Origin of the sequence: Micromonospora mangrovicola (assembly GCF_047200535.1) — a bacterium.
In the GTDB taxonomy this organism is placed as follows: domain Bacteria; phylum Actinomycetota; class Actinomycetes; order Mycobacteriales; family Micromonosporaceae; genus Micromonospora.
The window spans coordinates 1-18,039 of record NZ_JBJZOG010000018.1 but is presented as its reverse complement, the minus strand read 5'-3'; the positions used below and the strand labels follow the sequence as shown (position 1 = coordinate 18,039).

The 18,039-nt window shown below is 73.2% G+C and carries 12 protein-coding genes; 5 read left to right on the top strand and 7 right to left on the bottom strand.

The genetic code is table 11. The features are described 5' to 3' along the window. The first annotated feature begins 37 nt into the window (after positions 1-37). Entirely contained in the window at positions 38-1,270 is a 1,233-nt protein-coding gene (gene glgC / locus ACL02O_RS10245) for a glucose-1-phosphate adenylyltransferase (RefSeq protein WP_412817762.1), read from the top strand. A gap of 31 nt (positions 1,271-1,301) precedes the next feature. Further along, complete coding sequence (gene pgm / locus ACL02O_RS10240; RefSeq protein WP_412817761.1) at positions 1,302-2,945, top strand: phosphoglucomutase (alpha-D-glucose-1,6-bisphosphate-dependent); 1,644 nt, start codon at positions 1,302-1,304, stop codon at positions 2,943-2,945. 383 nt (positions 2,946-3,328) lie between these two features. On the opposite strand, the gene ACL02O_RS10235 is transcribed toward pgm, so the two are convergent. From ACL02O_RS10235 to ACL02O_RS10225, 3 genes are all read right to left on the bottom strand, one after another. After that, positions 3,329-4,258: an NAD(+)/NADH kinase gene (locus ACL02O_RS10235; protein WP_412817760.1), complete on the bottom strand. Its 930-nt coding sequence runs from the start codon at positions 4,256-4,258 to the stop codon at positions 3,329-3,331. Between the two features lie 87 nt (positions 4,259-4,345). Beyond that, positions 4,346-7,450 carry a M14 family metallopeptidase gene (locus ACL02O_RS10230; RefSeq protein WP_412817759.1) on the bottom strand — a complete coding sequence of 1,035 codons (3,105 nt, stop codon included), beginning with the start codon at positions 7,448-7,450 and terminating at the stop codon, positions 4,346-4,348. A 94-nt stretch (positions 7,451-7,544) separates the two neighbouring features. Beyond that, a complete protein-coding gene (locus tag ACL02O_RS10225; RefSeq protein WP_412817758.1) occupies positions 7,545-7,976 on the bottom strand; it encodes a hypothetical protein in 432 nt (143 codons plus the stop codon). Between the two features lie 335 nt (positions 7,977-8,311). Here ACL02O_RS10225 and ACL02O_RS10220 point away from each other — a divergent pair, with 335 nt between their 5' ends. Beyond that, positions 8,312-8,614, top strand: a complete 303-nt coding sequence (locus ACL02O_RS10220) for a hypothetical protein (RefSeq protein ID WP_412817757.1) — start codon at positions 8,312-8,314, stop codon at positions 8,612-8,614. 540 nt (positions 8,615-9,154) lie between these two features. On the opposite strand, the gene ACL02O_RS10215 is transcribed toward ACL02O_RS10220, so the two are convergent. Beyond that, the gene (locus ACL02O_RS10215; RefSeq protein ID WP_412817756.1) at positions 9,155-9,847 is read right to left on the bottom strand and encodes an HAD family hydrolase; all 693 of its coding nucleotides are present in this window, start codon (positions 9,845-9,847) and stop codon (positions 9,155-9,157) included. A 540-nt stretch (positions 9,848-10,387) separates the two neighbouring features. On the opposite strand from ACL02O_RS10215, the gene ACL02O_RS10210 reads away from it, so the two are divergent. Continuing rightward, positions 10,388-11,398 (top strand): DUF389 domain-containing protein, encoded by a 1,011-nt coding sequence (locus ACL02O_RS10210; RefSeq protein ID WP_412817755.1) that lies wholly within the window; start codon positions 10,388-10,390, stop codon positions 11,396-11,398. Here the strand turns inward: ACL02O_RS10210 and ACL02O_RS10205 are convergent. Further along, positions 11,361-11,792, bottom strand: coding sequence for a hypothetical protein (locus tag ACL02O_RS10205; protein WP_412817754.1), 432 nt, complete (start codon positions 11,790-11,792; stop codon positions 11,361-11,363). The two genes, ACL02O_RS10210 and ACL02O_RS10205, sit on opposite strands and share 38 nt — an antisense overlap. A gap of 100 nt (positions 11,793-11,892) precedes the next feature. Continuing rightward, entirely contained in the window at positions 11,893-14,397 is a 2,505-nt protein-coding gene (locus ACL02O_RS10200) for a Tex family protein (protein WP_412817753.1), read from the bottom strand. 89 nt (positions 14,398-14,486) lie between these two features. Between ACL02O_RS10200 and ACL02O_RS10195 the strand changes: the two genes are divergently transcribed. Further along, on the top strand, positions 14,487-15,998 hold the full coding sequence (locus ACL02O_RS10195; protein ID WP_412817752.1) for a deoxyguanosinetriphosphate triphosphohydrolase family protein: 1,512 nt from the start codon (positions 14,487-14,489) through the stop codon (positions 15,996-15,998). Positions 15,999-16,019: 21 nt separating this feature from the next. On the opposite strand, the gene ACL02O_RS10190 is transcribed toward ACL02O_RS10195, so the two are convergent. Further along, positions 16,020-17,162, bottom strand: coding sequence for an MBL fold metallo-hydrolase (locus ACL02O_RS10190; RefSeq protein WP_412817751.1), 1,143 nt, complete (start codon positions 17,160-17,162; stop codon positions 16,020-16,022). Between the last annotated feature and the right edge of the window lie 877 nt (positions 17,163-18,039).

Below are 18,039 nucleotides of genomic sequence, written 5' to 3'. Positions count from 1 at the left end.
AGTGGTGAAGTCGGGGCGGGATGGATAGCGTCGGAGCATGGCTGCCAAGGTGCTCGCGATCGTCCTGGCCGGCGGGGAGGGCAAGCGCCTGATGCCCCTCACCACCGACCGGGCGAAGCCGGCCGTCCCCTTCGGCGGGATGTACCGCATGGTCGACTTCGTCCTCTCCAACCTGGCGAATGCCGGTTATCTCAAGATCGTCGTGCTGACCCAGTACAAGTCCCACTCGCTGGACCGCCACATCACCAAGACCTGGCGGATGTCGACCCTGCTCGGCAACTACGTCACCCCGGTGCCGGCGCAGCAGCGCCGCGGCCCCTGGTGGTTCGCCGGCTCGGCCGACGCGATCTACCAGAGCTTCAACCTGATCTACGACGAACAGCCCGAACACGTGATCGTCTTCGGTGCCGACCACATCTACCGGATGGACCCCCGGCAGATGGTGGAGGACCACATCGCCTCCGGCGCCGCGGTGACCGTGGCGGGCATCCGCCAGCCGCTGTCGATGGCCGACCAGTTCGGCGTGATCGAGGTCGGCGAGGACGGCCGGCGGATCCGGGCGTTCCGCGAGAAGCCCACCGACGCGGTCGGGCTGCCCGACGCGCCCGACCAGATCTACGCCTCGATGGGCAACTACGTCTTCAATGCCAAGGCGCTGGTTGACGCCGTCGAGCGCGACGCGGAGGACAAGACCAGCAAGCACGACATGGGTGGCAGCATCATCCCGATGCTGGTCGAGCAGGGTGAGGCCAACGTCTACGACTTCAAGGACAACGAGGTCCCCGGTAGCACCGACCGGGACCGCGGCTACTGGCGGGACGTGGGGACGCTCGACTCCTTCTACGACGCCCACATGGACCTGATCAACGTCCATCCGGTGTTCAATCTCTACAACTTCGATTGGCCGATCTACACCGAACAGCCGCCGTGGCCGCCGGCGAAGTTCGTGCACGACTGGGGCGAGCGGGTCGGCCGGGCGGTCGGGTCGATGGTCTCGCCCGGGTCGGTGATCTCCGGATCGCTGGTGGAGAACTCGGTCGTCTCTCCGAAGGTGAAGGTGCACTCCTGGGCGCACGTGGACGGCGCGGTGCTCATGGAGGGTGTCGAGGTCGGGCGGCACGCGGTCATCCGGCGGGCCATCCTGGACAAGAACGTCTACGTTCCGGAGGGCGCCGAGATCGGCGTCGACCTGGAGCGGGACCGGCAGCGTTACACCGTCTCCGACAACGGCATCGTCGTGATCGGCAAGGGTCAGCGCGTCGAGCTCTGACCGCCCGTACAACCGCAAGGAGGATCCCGCAGTGGCCCACCCGCGCGCCGGACAGCCCGCCGAGCCCGCCGACCTGGTCGACGTGCCCCGGCTGGTGACCGCCTACTACGCCGAGCACCCGGACCCGGCCGACCCGGCGCAGCAGGTCTCCTTCGGCACCTCCGGGCACCGCGGGTCCAGCCTCCGGAACGCCTTCAACGAGGACCACATCCTCGCCGTCACCCAGGCGCTCTGCGAATACCGCCGCGAGCGGGGCCTGGACGGTCCGCTCTTCCTCGCCCGGGACACCCACGCGCTCTCCGCACCCGCCGAGGCCAGTGCGCTGGAGGTGCTCGCCGCCAACGGCGTCGCGGTGCTGCGCGACAGCCGGGACGGCTACACCCCCACCCCGGCGCTGTCGCACGCCATCCTCACCCACAACCGGGGTCGGACCAGCGGGCTCGCCGACGGCATCGTGATCACTCCTTCGCACAATCCTCCGGACGACGGCGGGTTCAAGTACAACCCGACCAACGGCGGGCCGGCCGACACCGACGTCACGAAGTGGATCCAGGACCGCGCGAACGCCATCCTCGCCGCCGGGCTCAAGGAGGTGAAGCGGATCCCGTACGCGCGGGCCCGCGCCGCCGACACCACCGGGAGCTACGACTTCCTCGCCCGGTACGTCGACGACCTGCCCGCCGTGCTGGACGTCGACGCCATCCGCGACGCCGGGGTGCGCATCGGCGCCGACCCGATGGGCGGGGCGAGCGTGGCGTACTGGGGCGAGATCGCCGAGCGGCACCGCCTCGACCTCACGGTGATCAATCCCACCGTGGACCCGACGTGGCGGTTCATGACCCTCGACGGCGACGGCAAGATCCGGATGGACTGCTCCTCGCCGAACGCGATGGCCTCGCTGATCGCCGCCCGCTCCGACTACCAGGTCTCCACCGGCAACGACGCCGACGCCGATCGGCACGGCATCGTCACCCCCGACGGCGGCCTGATGAACCCCAACCACTACCTGGCGGTGGCGATCGGCCACCTGTTCCGGACCCGCGACCAGTGGGGCCCGGCGGCGGCCGTCGGCAAGACCCTGGTCTCCTCCTCCATGATCGACCGGGTCGCCGCCGACCTGGGCCGCCCGCTGCTGGAGGTGCCGGTCGGCTTCAAGTGGTTCGTGCCCGGCCTGCTCGACGGCGCGGTCGGCTTCGGCGGCGAGGAGAGCGCCGGCGCCTCCTTCCTGCGCCGGGACGGGAGCACCTGGACCACCGACAAGGACGGCATCCTGCTCTGCCTGCTCGCCTCGGAGATCATCGCCAGCACCGGGAAGACGCCCAGCCAGCACTGGGCCGCGCTGGCCGAGCGCTTCGGCGCCCCGGCGTACGCCCGGATCGACGCCCCGGCCAGCCGGGAGGAGAAGGCGGTGCTCGGCAAGCTCTCCCCCGACCAGGTGACCGCGACCGAACTGGCCGGCGAGCCGATCACCGCCATCCTCACCACCGCGCCGGGCAACGGCGCCGCCATCGGCGGCCTCAAGGTGACCACCGGCTCGGGCTGGTTCGCCGCCCGGCCGTCCGGCACGGAGGACGTCTACAAGATCTACGCCGAGTCGTTCCAGGGACCCGAGCATCTGACCCGGATCCAGGAGGAGGCGAAGGCGCTGGTCTCGGACGTGCTCGCCAAGGCGTGACGGGGTTCTTCCGCCGCCGTCCGGCGCTTCCGCGGCTTGCCGCCCCCCGGAACGGTCGCCGCAACCCGGCCCCGGTCCCGTCGTTGATCAGGCAGGTCGGTGCAAGCGTGCCTGACCCGTCGTTCCGCCCTCGCCGGGACCGACCGGGTGGGGGAGGCGTCGGGAGGAGGGCGGCTGATGAGTTGGGCCGCGCCGCCCGCGCCCCCGGTGGCGCCCGGCGTGCCCTTCATCGCGGTCGGGTGCTACGCGCTGACCGTGCTGCCGGCGGCGCTGTACGGCTACCGCCGCGCTGCGCGGGCAGCGCGCGGTCGTCGCGCCGCCGGCCTGAGACGGCGTGCCGGCCCGGGTGTGAGGTGGGGAGCCGGCACGGGCCGGCGGCCGGGTCAGCGTGACGGGGGCAGTTCCCGCCGGCTGAGCTGGTCGCGCAGCCCCTCCGGCAGCAGTTCCCGGAGCTGGTCGGGCAGCAGCGGCAGGTCGAGCAGGCTCAGCTTGAGCTGATTGCGCTCCTGGTGGCGGCGCGGGTCGAGCCGGACCACCTGGCCGGCGTCCCGGACGTACCGGACGTGCACCGCGCCCTCGGTGGCGGCCTCCCGGATGACCAGCCCGTCCATCTCCACCGCCACCGGCGCCGAGTCGGGGCGCAGCTCCAGGTGGACGGCCTCGTCGGGGGAGAGCACCACCGAGCGGGAGATCCCGGCCATCGGGGCGGACGGGGTCACCACCACGGCCTGCGCCGCCGGCGAGATCAACGGGCCGCCCGCCGCGTAGCTGTACGCCGTGGAGCCCGTCGGCGTGCTCACCACCAGGGCGTCGCAGCGGTAGTAGCCGTACCGCTGGCCGTCGACGGCCAGCGTGGCGGTGACGAAGCCGGCGCCGGGCTGGCGGACCAGGGCGATGTCGTTGAACGCGACCACGTCGTCCCCGCAGACGTCACAGGCCAGGCAGGCGTGGGACTCGACGGTGAAGTCGTGTGCGACCAGCCGCTCCAGCGCCCGCGGCAGCTCCGGCGGTTCCACCTCGACGAGGAAGCCCAGCCGCCCCAGGTGCACCCCGAGCACCGGCTTCGGGTCCCGCACCGCGGAGCGCAGCGCGCCCAGCATCGTGCCGTCGCCGCCGATGCTGATCAACGCGTCGGACCGGTCGGTGAGCTCCGCGGCGGGGAGGAGCCGCACCGACGGCGGCACCCGGTGCCCGTCCTCGGTACGCACGGCCAGGGTCTTGCCGTGCTGGGCCGCCCACCTTTCGATGATCCCCACCACCTCGGAGACGTCCCGGGTGGGATGCAGGACCAGCCCGAATACAAAGCCCGCCACCGGTACAGCTCACCACATGAGCGGGGACCCTGGCGGGCGTACCGGAAGGTGCGGCGGCGGGAGGCGGACCTCCCGCCGCCGCGCCGCTCACCGCCGCTGCAACAGGTGGGTCAGCGACCGGGCGACCAGGTCGTCGCGGGCCGCCGGGGCCAGCCCTTCCAGACCGAAGCCGAGGTAGACGCTGTCGGCGGTGACCACCGCCGCGCCCTCCTCGAACGCCTGCTGGCTGCGCGCCCAGTCGTTCGCCCCGACGCCGGACCCGGCCGGCGGACCGGCCACCGTCCAGCCGCCCAGGTCGGGCGTCTCGAACGAGGTCTCCGAGACGACCGCGCCGTCGGCGATCACCCGCGCGTCGTCGAGGAACACGCCGAGTCCCTGAGTGCCCCAGTCGGAGACGTACGAGATGGCGACCTCCACCTTCTTCCCGGCGTACCCGGACAGGTCGACGGCGAATTCCTGCCACCCGCCGGAGGGGCCGGTCGCCGCGTTCCAGGTGCCGGTGCTGCCCGCCGGGGAGCAGTCGGCGCCCTGGTAGTGGGCGAGGAAGGGGTGCAGCTCGTCGACCCAGCCGGAGGCGCAGCTGTCACCGGTGCCGGTCCCGGTGTGCCCGTTCCGGTCGGGCAGGGTGGTCCACTGGTCGCTGCCCACCTCGTGCGCCTCGACGATCAGGTAGTCCCAATCCTGCTCGATGTCGTACGAGGTGAAGAAGCGCAGCTCGCCGCTGCTCGCCGCGGTCAGGTCGACGGTCCTGGTCAGCCGCTTGTACGACTCGTCGGCCCGGCCGCTGTACAGGTACCAGTCGCCGGTTCGCGGGTCGAACGGCGCCGCGCCCGGTCGCGCCCAGTCCACCGCCGCCGAGCTGGCGAACTGGGGGAACCGCTCCGGTGGCAGGAAGCTCGACGTGCTGAGGAACGCCGCCGTGTGGTCCTGGTTCCCCGCCGACCCGGCAGCGTTGAGCTGGCCGGCGAAGCCGGTGAACGCCCCGGCCGACCCGCGCACCGGGTACGGCGCCCCGTCCGGGTCGTCGCCGCCACCACCGACGTACGTGTACGCGCCCAGCCAGTACTGCTGGAAGTCGTTGAGCAACGGCAGGCAGGCGACGTCGTCCGGGTCGGTGCACTCCGGCGGCGCGCCGGGCCGGTAGACGTACCCGCCGTTGACGCCCTGGGCGAACAGCGCGTACTTGCCGCTGACCAGGACCTTGCCGCCCTCGTTCAGGTAGTCCCGGACCGCCAGTTCGGTGCTGAGCGCCGCCTCGGCGGTGGTGCCGGGGACCTGGCCGGGGGAGCGGAGGATCACGTCGTCCCCGGTCTCCCAGATCACCGCCCGGTAGTGGGACAGCACGCCCAGCGGGTGGGGTGCGGTGCGCCCCATCGCGTCGAAGTCGTACACGTCGGCGTGGTGGCCGGCCTGTTCGACGGCGGCGGCGATGCCGGCGGCGTACTTCGCCGTGGTGGCGTTCTGCGCCGGGCTCAGCCCCGTCACGTCCTCCACCGCGAGGACCAGTACGTCCCCGCCGATGTCGTCGTGCACCCGGTAGGTGAAGTGCTCGCTGGCCACCGGACCCCGTCGTGGCTTCACCCCGGTGAACCAGACCTCGACCCGGTCCCCCGGCTTCGTGCCGGTGACGGTGCCCCGCAGTTCGGCGTAGTAGTCGTCGTTGGTGTCGCCGTACCGCTCGCCGCCGCGCCACTCGCGGACCGGGGCGGTCCGCGGCCGGCCGCCGTTGACGACGTAGTGCATCCGCACGTCCTTCAGGGCCCGCCGGGTGACCGAGGCGACCTGCTGGGTGCGGCCGTACGAGGTGTCGAACGAGTCGACCACAAAGTCGGGGGTGCTCCGGCCGACCACCGACACCGGGTCGTCCGGGTCGCCGGCCGACTTCGCCACCGTCAGGGCGAACGGCAGGTTCTTCGTCACCTCCGCCGAGATCAGCTTCTCGTCGTCGGGGAAGACGAAGCCGCTGACGCAGTCCGCCGGGTCCCACTGGTCGTCCGGGTCGGCGGCGGCGGCCGTCTGGCAGGTGGACATCTCCGGGGTGAAGCCGAGCGTGCCGTACCGGACGTGGGCGTGCGCGTCGGTGTCGCCGTTGGTGGTGTACAGCTCGGCGGAGATGTCCGGGTCGTAGCCGGGCACCGCCGGGTGGGCGTCGTCGCCGGCCATCGCCTGGTAGATCACGTCGTCCGGGGTGGGGGTGCTGACCTGCCAGCCCACGCCGTAGAGCAGGAGTTGCGCGGCGGAGTGGTAGTTGACGAAGAACTCGAAGCCGACCCGCTTGAACAGCGCGTCCAGCGCCCTCGTCTCCGGCTCCGAGCTCGGCCCGGTGCCCCGGTAGGTCTCGCTGGCGGGCTCCGGTGAGGAGCCCTCGTCGTCGTACCCCCACTTGAAGTCGAAGTTGCGGTTGAGGTCGACGCCGTCCGTGCCGGTGATCTGCCCGTCGCCGTCGTTGTCCCGCAGGTTCTTGCGCCACAGCCGGTTGCCGGGGGTGAAGGTGTGGTCGTAGCCGTCCGGGTTGGCCACCGGCAGGAACCACAGCTCGGTGGTGTCCAGCAGCCGGGTGATCTCCCGGTCGCTGCCGTAGTTGTCGAGCACGTGGTGCAGCAGCCGGCGGGTCATCTCGGGGGTGATCCACTCTCGGGCGTGCTGGGCGCTGGCGTAGAGCACCGACGGGCGCTTCCCGTCCGGCAGTGACCGGGCGTTCTTCGTGACCTTGACGGCGAGGATGGGCTGGCCCTGCACGGTGCGGCCGATCGTCTCGATCTTGGTGAGGGTGGGGAACCGGGCCGCGGTGGCGGTCAGCTCGTCCCGGATGCCGCCCGGCTCGCTGTACGAGCGGAACGCCTTCCAGCCGGCCGCAGCCTGTTCGCGCAGCAACTGCGAGGCGGGCCGGCCGCGTACCTTCTTGACGGTCAGCGGGACCCCCTGGCTGGTGAGCCGGGCCGCCTCGCGCGGGGTGAGGACGGTCTCGATCGTGGTGCCACCTGCCGCGTCGGCGGACCGGTGGTCCTCGTCCAGGTCGACCCCGGCCGCCCGCAGCCGGTCGAGCTGTGCGGCGTTGACCGTGCCGACGTACACCTCCAGCCCGTCCCGGCCGCCCGGATCGGACGGTGGCCGCGCACTGGCCGGAGCGGTCAGCGCCATCGCGCCGACCAGGGTGAACACGCCGGCGATCGCCAGCCGTGTCGGTCTCATCGCGCCCCCTTCGGTGGAAGGACCTGTACGGCGAGCCTTCCGGCCGAGTGGAACCCATGTCAATGCGTCGATCCGCGGAAGAAAGCTGGAGAACTCAGGCCAGTTGCCGGGGCACGCGGGGTGACGGGCCGCCGAGCCGCTCGTCCTGGTCGGTGTCGTCGGACCGCTGCCGCAGCCGGTCGAGCACGGACAGCAGCGCCAGGGACAGGAATCCGACGAGCGAGAAGCTCTGCTGGCCGATCTGGTTGTTGGCCGGGACGAACGCCAGCAGCAGCGCCAGTTGCGCCAGCAGCATCAGCGACAGGGTGCGGCCCTGCCGTGCCTCGCGCCAGAACTTGGCCAGGAACCAGCCGACCACCGCCATGAAGACGAGCGCTCCCGGATACGTCAGGTCGGAGGCCAGCCATGGGTAGATGGTCGACCAGTAGCCGCCGTCGGGCCAGCCGGTCAGCGCCGCGGTGCGGGCGGTGTACCGGTTGCGGGCAGGCGTGTCGTTCCCGGTGAGCCGCTCGTACGTGTCGCTCACCGCCTTTGGCGCCGGCCAGGCCGTAGGTCCACTCGAACGGGGTCTCCAGGTTGTAGGCGAGTCCGAGGTAGCCGTGCGTCGGGTAGAGGACGGTGGCGGAGATGCCGGAGGCGAGGTCGTCCCCCACCACCCGGGCGACCGCCGGATTCGGCGAAAGCAGGTCGGCCGCCCCGGCGTGCCGCAGCCGGTCGCTGAGGTTGACCGACATGTAGCCGGCGAACAGCACGCCCACCAGCACGGCGATCAGGATTCCCGAGCGCCGCCGCCGGGACGCCTGGCGCCCGGACCGGCGGTAGCTGCGCACGGTGAGGTAGCTCGCGCCCCAGAAGACGAGCATGTCGCCGAGGCCCTTCAGGGTGCCGACGGACAGGAGGAACGCGCCGTACGTCGCCAGCCCGACGATGACGTACAGGCGCAGGACGTTGCCCATGCTCCGCCACCACAGCACCACCAGCGGCACCGGCATCGTGTACAGGAGCGAGGTGAGCGTGAACAGGTGCACGGCCGGCGGCATCGCGTCCGTGGTGGAGCGGATCCGGTCGAAGGAGGAGTCACCGGGCCGGGTGATCGCGTCCAGCACCGAGTCGAGGTCCGAGAACCCCCGCACGCTGAGCAGGAACAGGCCGAACGCCAGGTAGTAGGTGGCGCAGGCGGCGATCAGCCGCCGCGGGTAGGTCGGTGGGCGCGGGGCGCGGCCCGTTCGAAGGCGGGCTCCGTACCGGACGTTGAGTCCGTAGCCGAGGGCGAGCGCGCCCACTCCCGCGCACACGTACGCGGTCAGCACGGTCAGGTCGGGCACCTGGGCCGACTGCCCGAGGAGCAGGAACACGAGGTAGGTCCCGCCGAGGTACGCGACCGCCAGCTTCAGCGGGTTGAACTCCGCCGACCGGAAGCGGACGGCGGGGGCCGGTGGCGCGTCGGAACGGGTGAAGCTGGCGCTAGCAGTCGCCACGATGCGTTCCTTTCGAAGGCGCGGCCGGACGGCCGTCGTGGGCCTGACGGCGACGGCTCGGTGTGTCCCGAATACCTGGCCGTGTGATAGCAAGGCGGGATTCACCCGTCCTGGGTTTGAGCGGGTCCGGCCGGTTGTGCCGCCCGACGGGCGCGGGCGCGTTCAGCAGGGCTGACGCCGACACCGATGTCACCTCCACACTCGTGAGCGGCTCGTTCCTGAGCGGTCAGGCCGGCACGCGTCGGTCGGCGAGCGCCTCGGTGAGCCCGCTGAAGTCGGTGAGCACGTGGTCGACGTCGTCGCCGTGCGGGACCGCGACGTGCTGCCCGCCGGGCCGGCGCACCCGTACCGTGACCCAGCCCAGTTGCCGGGGCGCGATGAAGTCCTTGTGCGGGTTGTCGGCGACGTACGCGATCCGGCCGGTGCCGCAACCGTCGGCGAGCTCCTGGAAGCCGCGGGGGTGCGGCTTGCCGTATCCCGGGCCGTAGCGGTCGGTCAGCACGGTGTGCCGGGCGTACCGGCGCAGCCGCAGGGCCAGCACCTTGGCGGCCTGGCTCTCGGGCGGGCCGTCGGTCAGCACGCCGATGGCCACGCCGCGCCCCCACAGCTCCTCCAGTACGGGCCGGACGTCCGGCAGCAGCGTGATCCGTGGCCGGTGCGTCCGGTAGGCCCGTACCAGCACGGCGATCCGCTCGGGTGTCGGCGTGACGCCGAGCGCGGTCAGCGCCCGGTCGAAGACGTCCCCGCGGCAGCCGCTCTCGAACAGCCCCCACGCCGCCCCCGTGAGCCCGCGGACGCCCCAGCGCTGCCGGGCCACCTGCCCGGCGTGCTCGAAGCCGCTTGCGACGTAGTCCCGCTCCAGGTAGAGCGTGTCGTCCACGTCGAAGACCACCATGGTGGGCAGGTCACTGTGGAACATGGTCGACGAACACCTCCTCGTCCCAGCGCAGCATCATGAGCCCATGGGCGATCCGCGGCTGGCGTGGCGGAGCCAGACTGTTGCGCGCCCGTGCGCAGGGCCGGCCCGCGGCGCGGCGTCGGGTCTCGGCCCACCCGGCCGGCGAACCGGTCACGACGCCGACCACGCGTCGGGGACCGGCTGGCCGGCCGGCAGGAGGAGGACGTTCGCCGTGCCCTCCGGCAGGTGGTCGAGCGGCCGGCCCGCCGGGGTGAACATCCGGTACGCCCGCGTGGCGGTGTCGGTTGGTGATGTCGCCGGGATTGACCCGGACGAACACGCTGAGCCCGAGCCGCCGGACCGACCGCCGGAACTGACCAATACTCACAAACTTCCCCCTACGGTTCGGCCAGGTATTAATCCCCCAAGGTGGTGTATCAGCTACCGAATGGACAGGGTCGGCATTTCGCGTTATTCGGGGCGTCCCCCGCAGTCGGACCCCGCCGGGAGCCGGGCCAGTAGAGTTGCCCGGCGGCCACTCGGCCCGGCAAGGGGAGACACGTGCTGCACCTGCGGATCATCGCGCCGACCGACCGCTCGGCGGCGGTGGCGGACCTGCTCGCCGACGCACCCGGGGTGACCCACCTCGCCGTCATCCCCGGTGCCGCCCGCCGGCCGGCCGGTGACTACATCACCTGCGACGTGGTCCGGGAAAGCGCCGACCAGGTGCTGCAGGCTCTCCAGGAGCTCGGCGTCGAGGCGCACGGCGGCATCTCCGCCGACGACGTCGAACTCACCCTCTCGAAGGCCGCCGACCGGGCCGCCGAGGACGCCCCCGGCTACGGCGAGGACGCCGTGGTCTGGGACGAGATCGCCGCAAAGACCGGCGAGCAGACGGTGCTCACCGGCACCTTCCTGGTGCTGATCATGGTGGCCACCATGATCGCCGGTGTCGGGGTGCTGCTGGACCAGCCGATCCTGATCGTCGGTGCGATGGTGGTCGGCCCGGAGTTCGGGCCGCTCGCCGCGCTCTGCATCGCCCTGCTGCGCCGGCAGCCGCACGTCATCGGCCGGTCGGTCAAGGCCCTGGCCGTCGGGTTTCTGATCGCCATGGCGGTGACCGCGCTGAGCACCTGGGGGTTGACGGCCGCCGGGCTGGTCAGCCGGGACATGCTGCTGGCCGACCGGCCGCTGACCGACTTCATCTGGCGGCCGGACGCGCTCTCCTGGGTGGTGGGCATCCTGGCCGGGATCGCCGGGATGCTCTCGCTGACCTCGAAGAAGTCCGGCTCCCTGGTCGGGGTGCTGATCTCGGTGACCACCGTGCCGGCGGCGGCGAACGTCGCGGTCGGGGCGGCGTACGGCGTCTGGCACGAGGCGGCCGGCTCAGCCCTCCAGTTGGTGATCAACCTGACCGCGATCGTGCTGGCCGGTCTGCTCACCCTCATCGTGCAGCGGTACTGGTGGCGGCGGGTCGAACGGCGCGCCGGCGGCAGCGTGCCACGGCAGCGGGCCGACCGGGAGCCGGCCCGGGTCAACGCCAGTCGTCGCCCGCCTCGAGCCGGAGGCTGAGCAGCGTCGCCAGGGGCAGCGACTCGCCGTCGCGCCCGCCCCGCCCGACGACCAGGGGCGGCGCCGACGGCTCGGGCCGGGCGCCGAGCAGGCGCGAGCGGAGACTGGCCGGCACGGTCAACAGATAGAAGCGGCCCTCGGTGTCCACCGCCCGGCTCCGGGCCCGGTCGACGTACCAGCCGGTGAGCGGGGTGCGGTAGCGGCCACGCCCGTCGTAGGACGCCGCGGTGAGCCGGTCGGTGCGCAGCCCGCGCCGGGTCGCCTCGGCGGCGAACCGGGCCACCAGCTCCGCCGCCTCGGCCTGCTCGGCCGCGCGTTGCCGCGCGTCGGCCTCGGCGTGCGCCCGCACCGCGTGGCGCTGCCGCTCCCGCCACTCCCCCCCGTCGTCCGTCACGCCGCCACGGTACGCGGAGCCGCGCCGGCCGTCCCGGCCCGCCTCGACCTCGACCGGCGGGTCGACCCGACCGCGGCGGACGGAGCGGGCCGGCCCGTCCTCAGGCCAGGCCGGCGCGGCGCAGCGCGTCCGCCATCGCGCTGTTGGCCGGGGCCGGTGCCCCGCGTCCCTGCCGCTGCTGCGGCCCGCCCCGCGAACCACGGTCGCCACCCCGGCCGTCGCGCTGACCGCCGCCCCTCGGGCCGCCACCCTCGCCGCCACCGCGCTGACCGCCGCCGCGCTGACCGCCGCCGCGCTGGTCGCCGCGCTGGCCGCCGCCGCCCGGGCCGCCGCGCTCCCGGCGCCCGTCACCGCCCTGCGGGCGCCCGCCGCCGGCCGGCGCCTCGTCGTCCAGCCGCAGGGTCAGCGAGATCCGCTTGCGCGGCACGTCGACGTCGAGCACCCGGACCCGGACCACGTCGCCGGACTTCACCACGTCGCGGGGGTCCTTCACGAAGGTGTGCGACATCGCGGAGACGTGCACCAGGCCGTCCTGGTGCACGCCGACGTCGACGAACGCACCGAACGCCGCCACGTTGGTGACCACGCCCTCCAGCACCATCCCCGGAACCAGGTCGCTGATCTTCTCCACCCCCTCCACGAAGGTGGCCGTCCGGAACTCGGGGCGCGGGTCGCGGCCGGGCTTCTCCAGCTCGCCGAGGATGTCGGTGACGGTGGGCAGGCCGAACGTGTCGTCGACGAAGTCGGTGGCCCGCAGGCCGCGCAGGATCGCCGAGCGCCCGATCAGGGCCCGCAGGTCCTGCCCGGTGTGGGCGAGGATCCGGCGCACCACCGGGTACGCCTCGGGGTGCACGCTGGAGGAGTCCAGCGGGTCGTCCCCACCGGGGATCCGCAGGAAGCCGGCGCACTGCTCGAACGCCTTCGGCCCGAGCCGGGGCACCTTCCTCAGCTCGGCCCGGGTGCGGAACGGCCCGTTGGCGTCCCGGTGCAGCACGATGTTCTCCGCGAGCCCGGCGCCGATGCCGGAGACCCGGGTGAGCAGCGGCGCGGAGGCGGTGTTGACGTCGACCCCGACGGCGTTCACGCAGTCCTCGACGACCGCGTCGAGCGAGCGGGACAGCTTCACCTCGGACAGGTCGTGCTGGTACTGGCCGACCCCGATCGAGCGCGGGTCGATCTTCACCAGCTCGGCCAGGGGGTCCTGGAGGCGGCGGGCGATGGAGACCGCGCCGCGCAGCGACACGTCCAGCCCGGGCAACTCCTGGGAGGCGTACGCGGAGGCGGAGTAGACCGACGCGCCGGCCTCGGAGACCACCACCTTGGTCAGCTTCAGCTCCGGGTGCTGCTTGATCAGGTCGCCGGCGAGCTTGTCGGTCTCCCGGCTGGCGGTGCCGTTGCCGATGGCGACCAGCTCGACGCCGTGCGCCGCGGCCAGGCCGGCCAGCGTGGCGACGGAGGCGTCCCACTGCCGGCGCGGCTCGTGCGGGTAGATGGTGTCGGTGGCAACCACCTTGCCGGTGGCGTCGACCACGGCCACCTTCACGCCGGTGCGCAGGCCCGGGTCAAGGCCCATGGTGGGCCGCGCGCCGGCGGGCGCGGCGAGCAGCAGGTCGCGCAGGTTGGTGGCGAAGACCCGCACGGCCTCCTCCTCGGCCGCCTGCCACAGCCGCATCCGCAGGTCGGCGCCGAGGTGGATGAGGATCCGGGTACGCCAGGCCCAGCGCACCGTGTCGGTCAGCCACTTGTCGGCGGGGCGGCCCTGGTCGTGGACACCGAACCGGCCGGCGATCGCGGCCTCGTAGCGGGTCGGGCCGGTGACCACGGCGTCGGAGTCGCCTTCGGCCTCCGGGTCCATGGTCAACTCCAGCGCGCCCTCCTTCTCGCCCCGGAACATGGCGAGGATCCGGTGCGAGGGCAGCTTCGGGTACGGCTCGGCGAAGTCGAAGTAGTCGGCGAACTTGGCGCCGGCGCTCTCCTGGCCCTCGCGTACCCGGGAGACCAGCCGGCCCCGCGACCACATCTGCTCGCGCAGGGTGCCGATGAGGTCCGCGTCCTCGGCGAAGCGCTCGATGAGGATGGCCCGGGCGCCCTCCAGGGCGGCGGCGGCGTCGGCCACCCCCTTGTCGGCGTCCACGAAGCCGGCGGCAGTGCCACGCGGGTCCTGGGTGGGGTCGGCGAGCAGCGTCTCGGCGAGGGGCTCCAGCCCGGCCTCGCGGGCGATCTGCGCCCGGGTGCGCCGCTTCGGCTTGTACGGCAGGTAGATGTCCTCCAGCCGGGACTTCGAGTCGGCGGCCATGATCTGCGCTTCCAGGGCCTCGTCGAGCTTGCCCTGGCCGCGGATGGACTCCAGCACCGCGGCGCGTCGCTCGTCCAGCTCGCGCAGGTAACGCAGCCGCTCCTCGAGGGTGCGCAGTTGCGCGTCGTCGAGCAGGCCGGTGGCCTCCTTGCGGTAACGGGCGATGAACGGCACGGTGGCGCCGCCGTCGAGCAGCTCCACGGCCGCCCGCACCTGACCTTCGGCGACGCCGAGCTCGCCGGCGATCCGCTGATGAACAGACTGGGTCACGATCTTGATCCGCCTTCTCGGGTGGGTTCCGCCCTGCATTGTGCCGCCCGCCCCCGACGCCGCACGCCGCACCCGCCGGGCAGCGGACCCGTCGCTGCCGGCCGGTCGGCTGCGCTAGCGTGGCGATCATGGACGTACCTGCGGATCCGCGGGCCCGGCGGCTCTTCGGCGGCAGCGCCCGGGCGCTGGGCGACCTGGCCGCCAGCCCGTTCCGGGCCGACCGGGACCGGATCGTGGCGTCGCCGTTCTTCGCCCGGCTGGGCGGGGTCACCCAGGTGATCAGCCCGGGCCTGTCGGGCCTGCTGGTGCACAACCGGCTCACCCACAGCCTGAAGGTCGCCCAGGTGGCGCGGGCGATCGCCGAGCGGCTGACCGCCGACCCGGCGCACCGGGACCTGCTGGAGAAGCTGGGCGGCTGCGACCCGGACGTGGTGGAGGCCGCCGCCCTCGCCCACGACCTCGGCCACCCGCCCTTCGGTCACCTGGGGGAGCGGGTCCTCGATCGGCTGGCCCGGCAGCGCCTCGGGCTGCCCGACGGCTTCGAGGGCAACGCCCAGTCGTACCGGATCGTCACCAGCACCGAGATCCGCGGCGCGGCCACCACCGGCCTCGACCTGACGGCGGCGGTGCGGGCGGCGATGCTCAAGTACCCGTGGACCCGGCTCGACCATCCGGACCCGCATCCGCGGCACCTAAACCCGGCGCCGCGCGGCGCCGCCGCCCCGCCGGACGACCCGGAGAGCGGATCGGTGAAGTTCGGCGCGTACCGGACCGAGCTGGACGACCTGCGGCAGGCCCGGGAGCCCGTCGTCGGGCGGATCCCGGACTGGCAGCAGACCCTGGAGGCGTCCGTCATGGACACCGCCGACGACATCGCGTACGCCATCCACGACGTGGAGGACTTCTACCGGGTCGGGGTGCTCCAGCAGGGCGCGGTGGCCGCCGAGCTGATGGCCTGGCAGCGGGAGTGCGGGCACTTCCGCTCGATCACCGAGCCGGCGTTGGTCGCGGCCGGCCGGCGGCCCGGCGCGGCGATCGAGCGGCTGCGCCGGCAGTTGCACCGCAAGGACGCCTGGATCGCCGACGACGAGGCGTTCGCCGCCGCCGTGGAGCACGTCCGCGAGGAACTGGTGGAGGGGCTGCTGGCGCTGCCCTTCGACGGCTCGATCGAGGCGGAGCAGTATGTGGCCCGGTTCTCCGCCCGCTGGTCCACCCGCTTCGTCGACGCCATCACGGTGACCGCCGACCCGGGCGTGCGCTCCGGGTACGTGCTGCTGGCCGAGGCGCAGTGGCACGAGGTGCAGGTGCTCAAGTTCGTCCACCACCGGTTCGTGCTGGCCCGGCCCGACCTGGCCCTGCACCAGCGCGGGCAGGCCCGGCTGCTGGGCACCCTGGTGGAGGCGCTCTGGGAGTGGCTGCTCGACCCGGAGGAGGAGTCCCGGCTGCCCCGCCGGCTGCACGACCTGGTCGAGCTGGCCGAGGCCGAACTGCATCCGCGTACGCCGGACCGGATCGGCCGGGCCCGGGGCCGGGCCATCGTCGACTTCGTCGCGCAGCTCACCGACGGTCAGGCGGTCGCGATGCTGGACGCGCTCTCCGGCCGCTCCGGCGCGCTCTGGACGGACGCCTTCGTGCTCTGAGCCGCCCGTCCCGCCGAGGCGTCAGGCGACCGCCTGCCACCAGCCGTCCACCGCCGGCGGGTCGTCCACCGCCACCCGCTCGCCGGGCCGGGGCACCGCCAGCCGGACGTCGCGGGCCTTGGCCTCGGCCCAGAGCCGGTCCACCGGCTCGGACCAGTCGTGCAGCGCGAGGTTGAAGGTGGCCCAGTGCACCGGGATGAACAGCCCGCCGCGCAGCTCGAGGTGGGCGGCGACGGCCTCCTCGGGGAACATGTGGATGCTCGGCCAGGCCCGGTCGTACGCGCCGATCTGCATCAGCGTGACATCGAACGGACCGTGCTGGGCGCCGATCGCCGCGTAGCCGTCGAAGTAGCCGGAGTCGCCGGTGTAGAAGACCTTCCGGTGCGCCCCGGCGACCACCCAGGAGCTCCACAACGTGCCGTCGCGGCGCAGCCCGCGCCCGGAGAAGTGTTGTGCGGCGGTGGCGGTGATGGTCAGCCCGCCGATCCGGTGCTGCTCCGACCAGTCCAGCTCGACGATCCGCTCCTCCGGCACGCCCCACCGCTCCAGGTGCGCGCCGACGCCGAGCGGAACCAGGAACGGCGCGGACTGGTGGGTGAGCAGCCCGCGCACGGTCGCCATGTCGAGGTGGTCGTAGTGGTCGTGCGAGATGAGCACGGCGTCGACGCGGGGCAGCTCGTCGAGGCGTACCGGCGGCTGGTGGATGCGGCGCGGACCGACCACGACCGAGGGGGAGCAGCGGTCGCTCCAGACCGGGTCGAGCAGCACCCGGTGCCCCTCGATCTCGATCAGCGTGGAGGCGTGGCCGTACCAGACCACGCTCAGCTCCCGCTCGGTGTCGGTCGGGGCCGGGTCGGCCGGGCGCAGCAGCGGGACGGCCGCGGTGGGCCGCCGCTTCTGCTTGCCGAAGATCAGCTCCTTGAGCAGGTTGCGGCCCGGGTCGGCGACCATGGTGCGGGTGCTCGCCGCGTTGTGGAAGGTGCCGTCGCGGTACTGCGGGGAGCGGGCGGCGCGTTCCGCCCGGGCGCCGGTGAGCCGGCCGCCGAGCTGGGCGGGCACGTCCCGGGCCGCCCACGCCAGGCCGGCCACCGCGGCCAGTCCCGTCATCCGCCACATCCGCCTGCCGAGTGCCCGGTCCAGTTCTCGATCCGCCGGTGCCCGCATGATCCGTCCCTCCGCCGTGTCCCGCAGTACACGGTATCCACCCGGCCGCTGCCTCGCCCCACCGAAGGGAGCTCCGCCCGGCACCTCGGTGCCCGCCGTACCGGGCCGCTTGGCCGCGCCCGTACCCCCGCCCCCACCAGGGGTGAAAGTCCGACGTTGTCCGGCGCGACACGCGCGTGGGCGAACCGGACGCACGTGGGCGCCGGCGCCGCGATGGTGTCGAAGACCACAGCTCCGGCGACACCACCGGCCGCGCGCCGCGCGACCTTGACGCCGGCCGCGCCAGGTCGGTCCCGCATGCCCGAGTTCCCCTCACCGGTGCCGCCATGGGGGCTGCTACCCGCGTGAGAGGACTCGAACCGGCCGGTGCTGGTGCTGGTGCTGGCGCGGGCACTGGCGCGTGGCTGTTCGTGTCGCTACGAACTTGATGACGCGAACGACTCAGCACCAGGGCCCGCGCGCCCCGCCGACCCCTGCACCTGGACCGGCCGTACCGCCTGTACGCCGTCCGGCCGCCCCGGCCGCTGCCGGGTCGTGGTGATCGGCGGCCTCGATGTGTTCATCGCTGCCTGGGCCGCCCGCAGCCGCCCCGGCCGCCGTCGGATCGTCGTGATCGGCTGCCTCGATGCGTTCAATGCCGTCCGGGCCGCCCCCGACTGCCCCGGTCACCGTCGGACCGCCGGGAACGGCTGCCTCGATGCGTTCAACGCCGCCCGGGCCGCCGCCCGACCCCTCGGCCGCCGCCCGACCCCTCGGCCGCCGCCCGACCCCTCGGCCGTCGGTCGCCGGCGCGGCCGGTCGGCGTGCGGTCGGTCGGCGTGCGCCTCCCGACGCTTCAGGAGGTGGTCCAGATCCATCCGGAACCACCTGGTCAGTC

Coding starts and splice junctions, on each gene's coding strand:
- glgC (WP_412817762.1), top strand. CDS start 38: ATGGCTGCCAAGGTGCTCGCGATCGTCCTGGCCGGCGGGGAGGGCAAG.
- ACL02O_RS10230 (WP_412817759.1), bottom strand. CDS start 7,450: ATGAGACCGACACGGCTGGCGATCGCCGGCGTGTTCACCCTGGTCGGC.
- ACL02O_RS10220 (WP_412817757.1), top strand. CDS start 8,312: ATGTCGCCGAGGCCCTTCAGGGTGCCGACGGACAGGAGGAACGCGCCG.
- ACL02O_RS10215 (WP_412817756.1), bottom strand. CDS start 9,847: ATGTTCCACAGTGACCTGCCCACCATGGTGGTCTTCGACGTGGACGAC.
- ACL02O_RS10200 (WP_412817753.1), bottom strand. CDS start 14,397: ATGCAGGGCGGAACCCACCCGAGAAGGCGGATCAAGATCGTGACCCAG.
- ACL02O_RS10195 (WP_412817752.1), top strand. CDS start 14,487: ATGGACGTACCTGCGGATCCGCGGGCCCGGCGGCTCTTCGGCGGCAGC.
- ACL02O_RS10190 (WP_412817751.1), bottom strand. CDS start 17,162: ATGCGGGCACCGGCGGATCGAGAACTGGACCGGGCACTCGGCAGGCGG.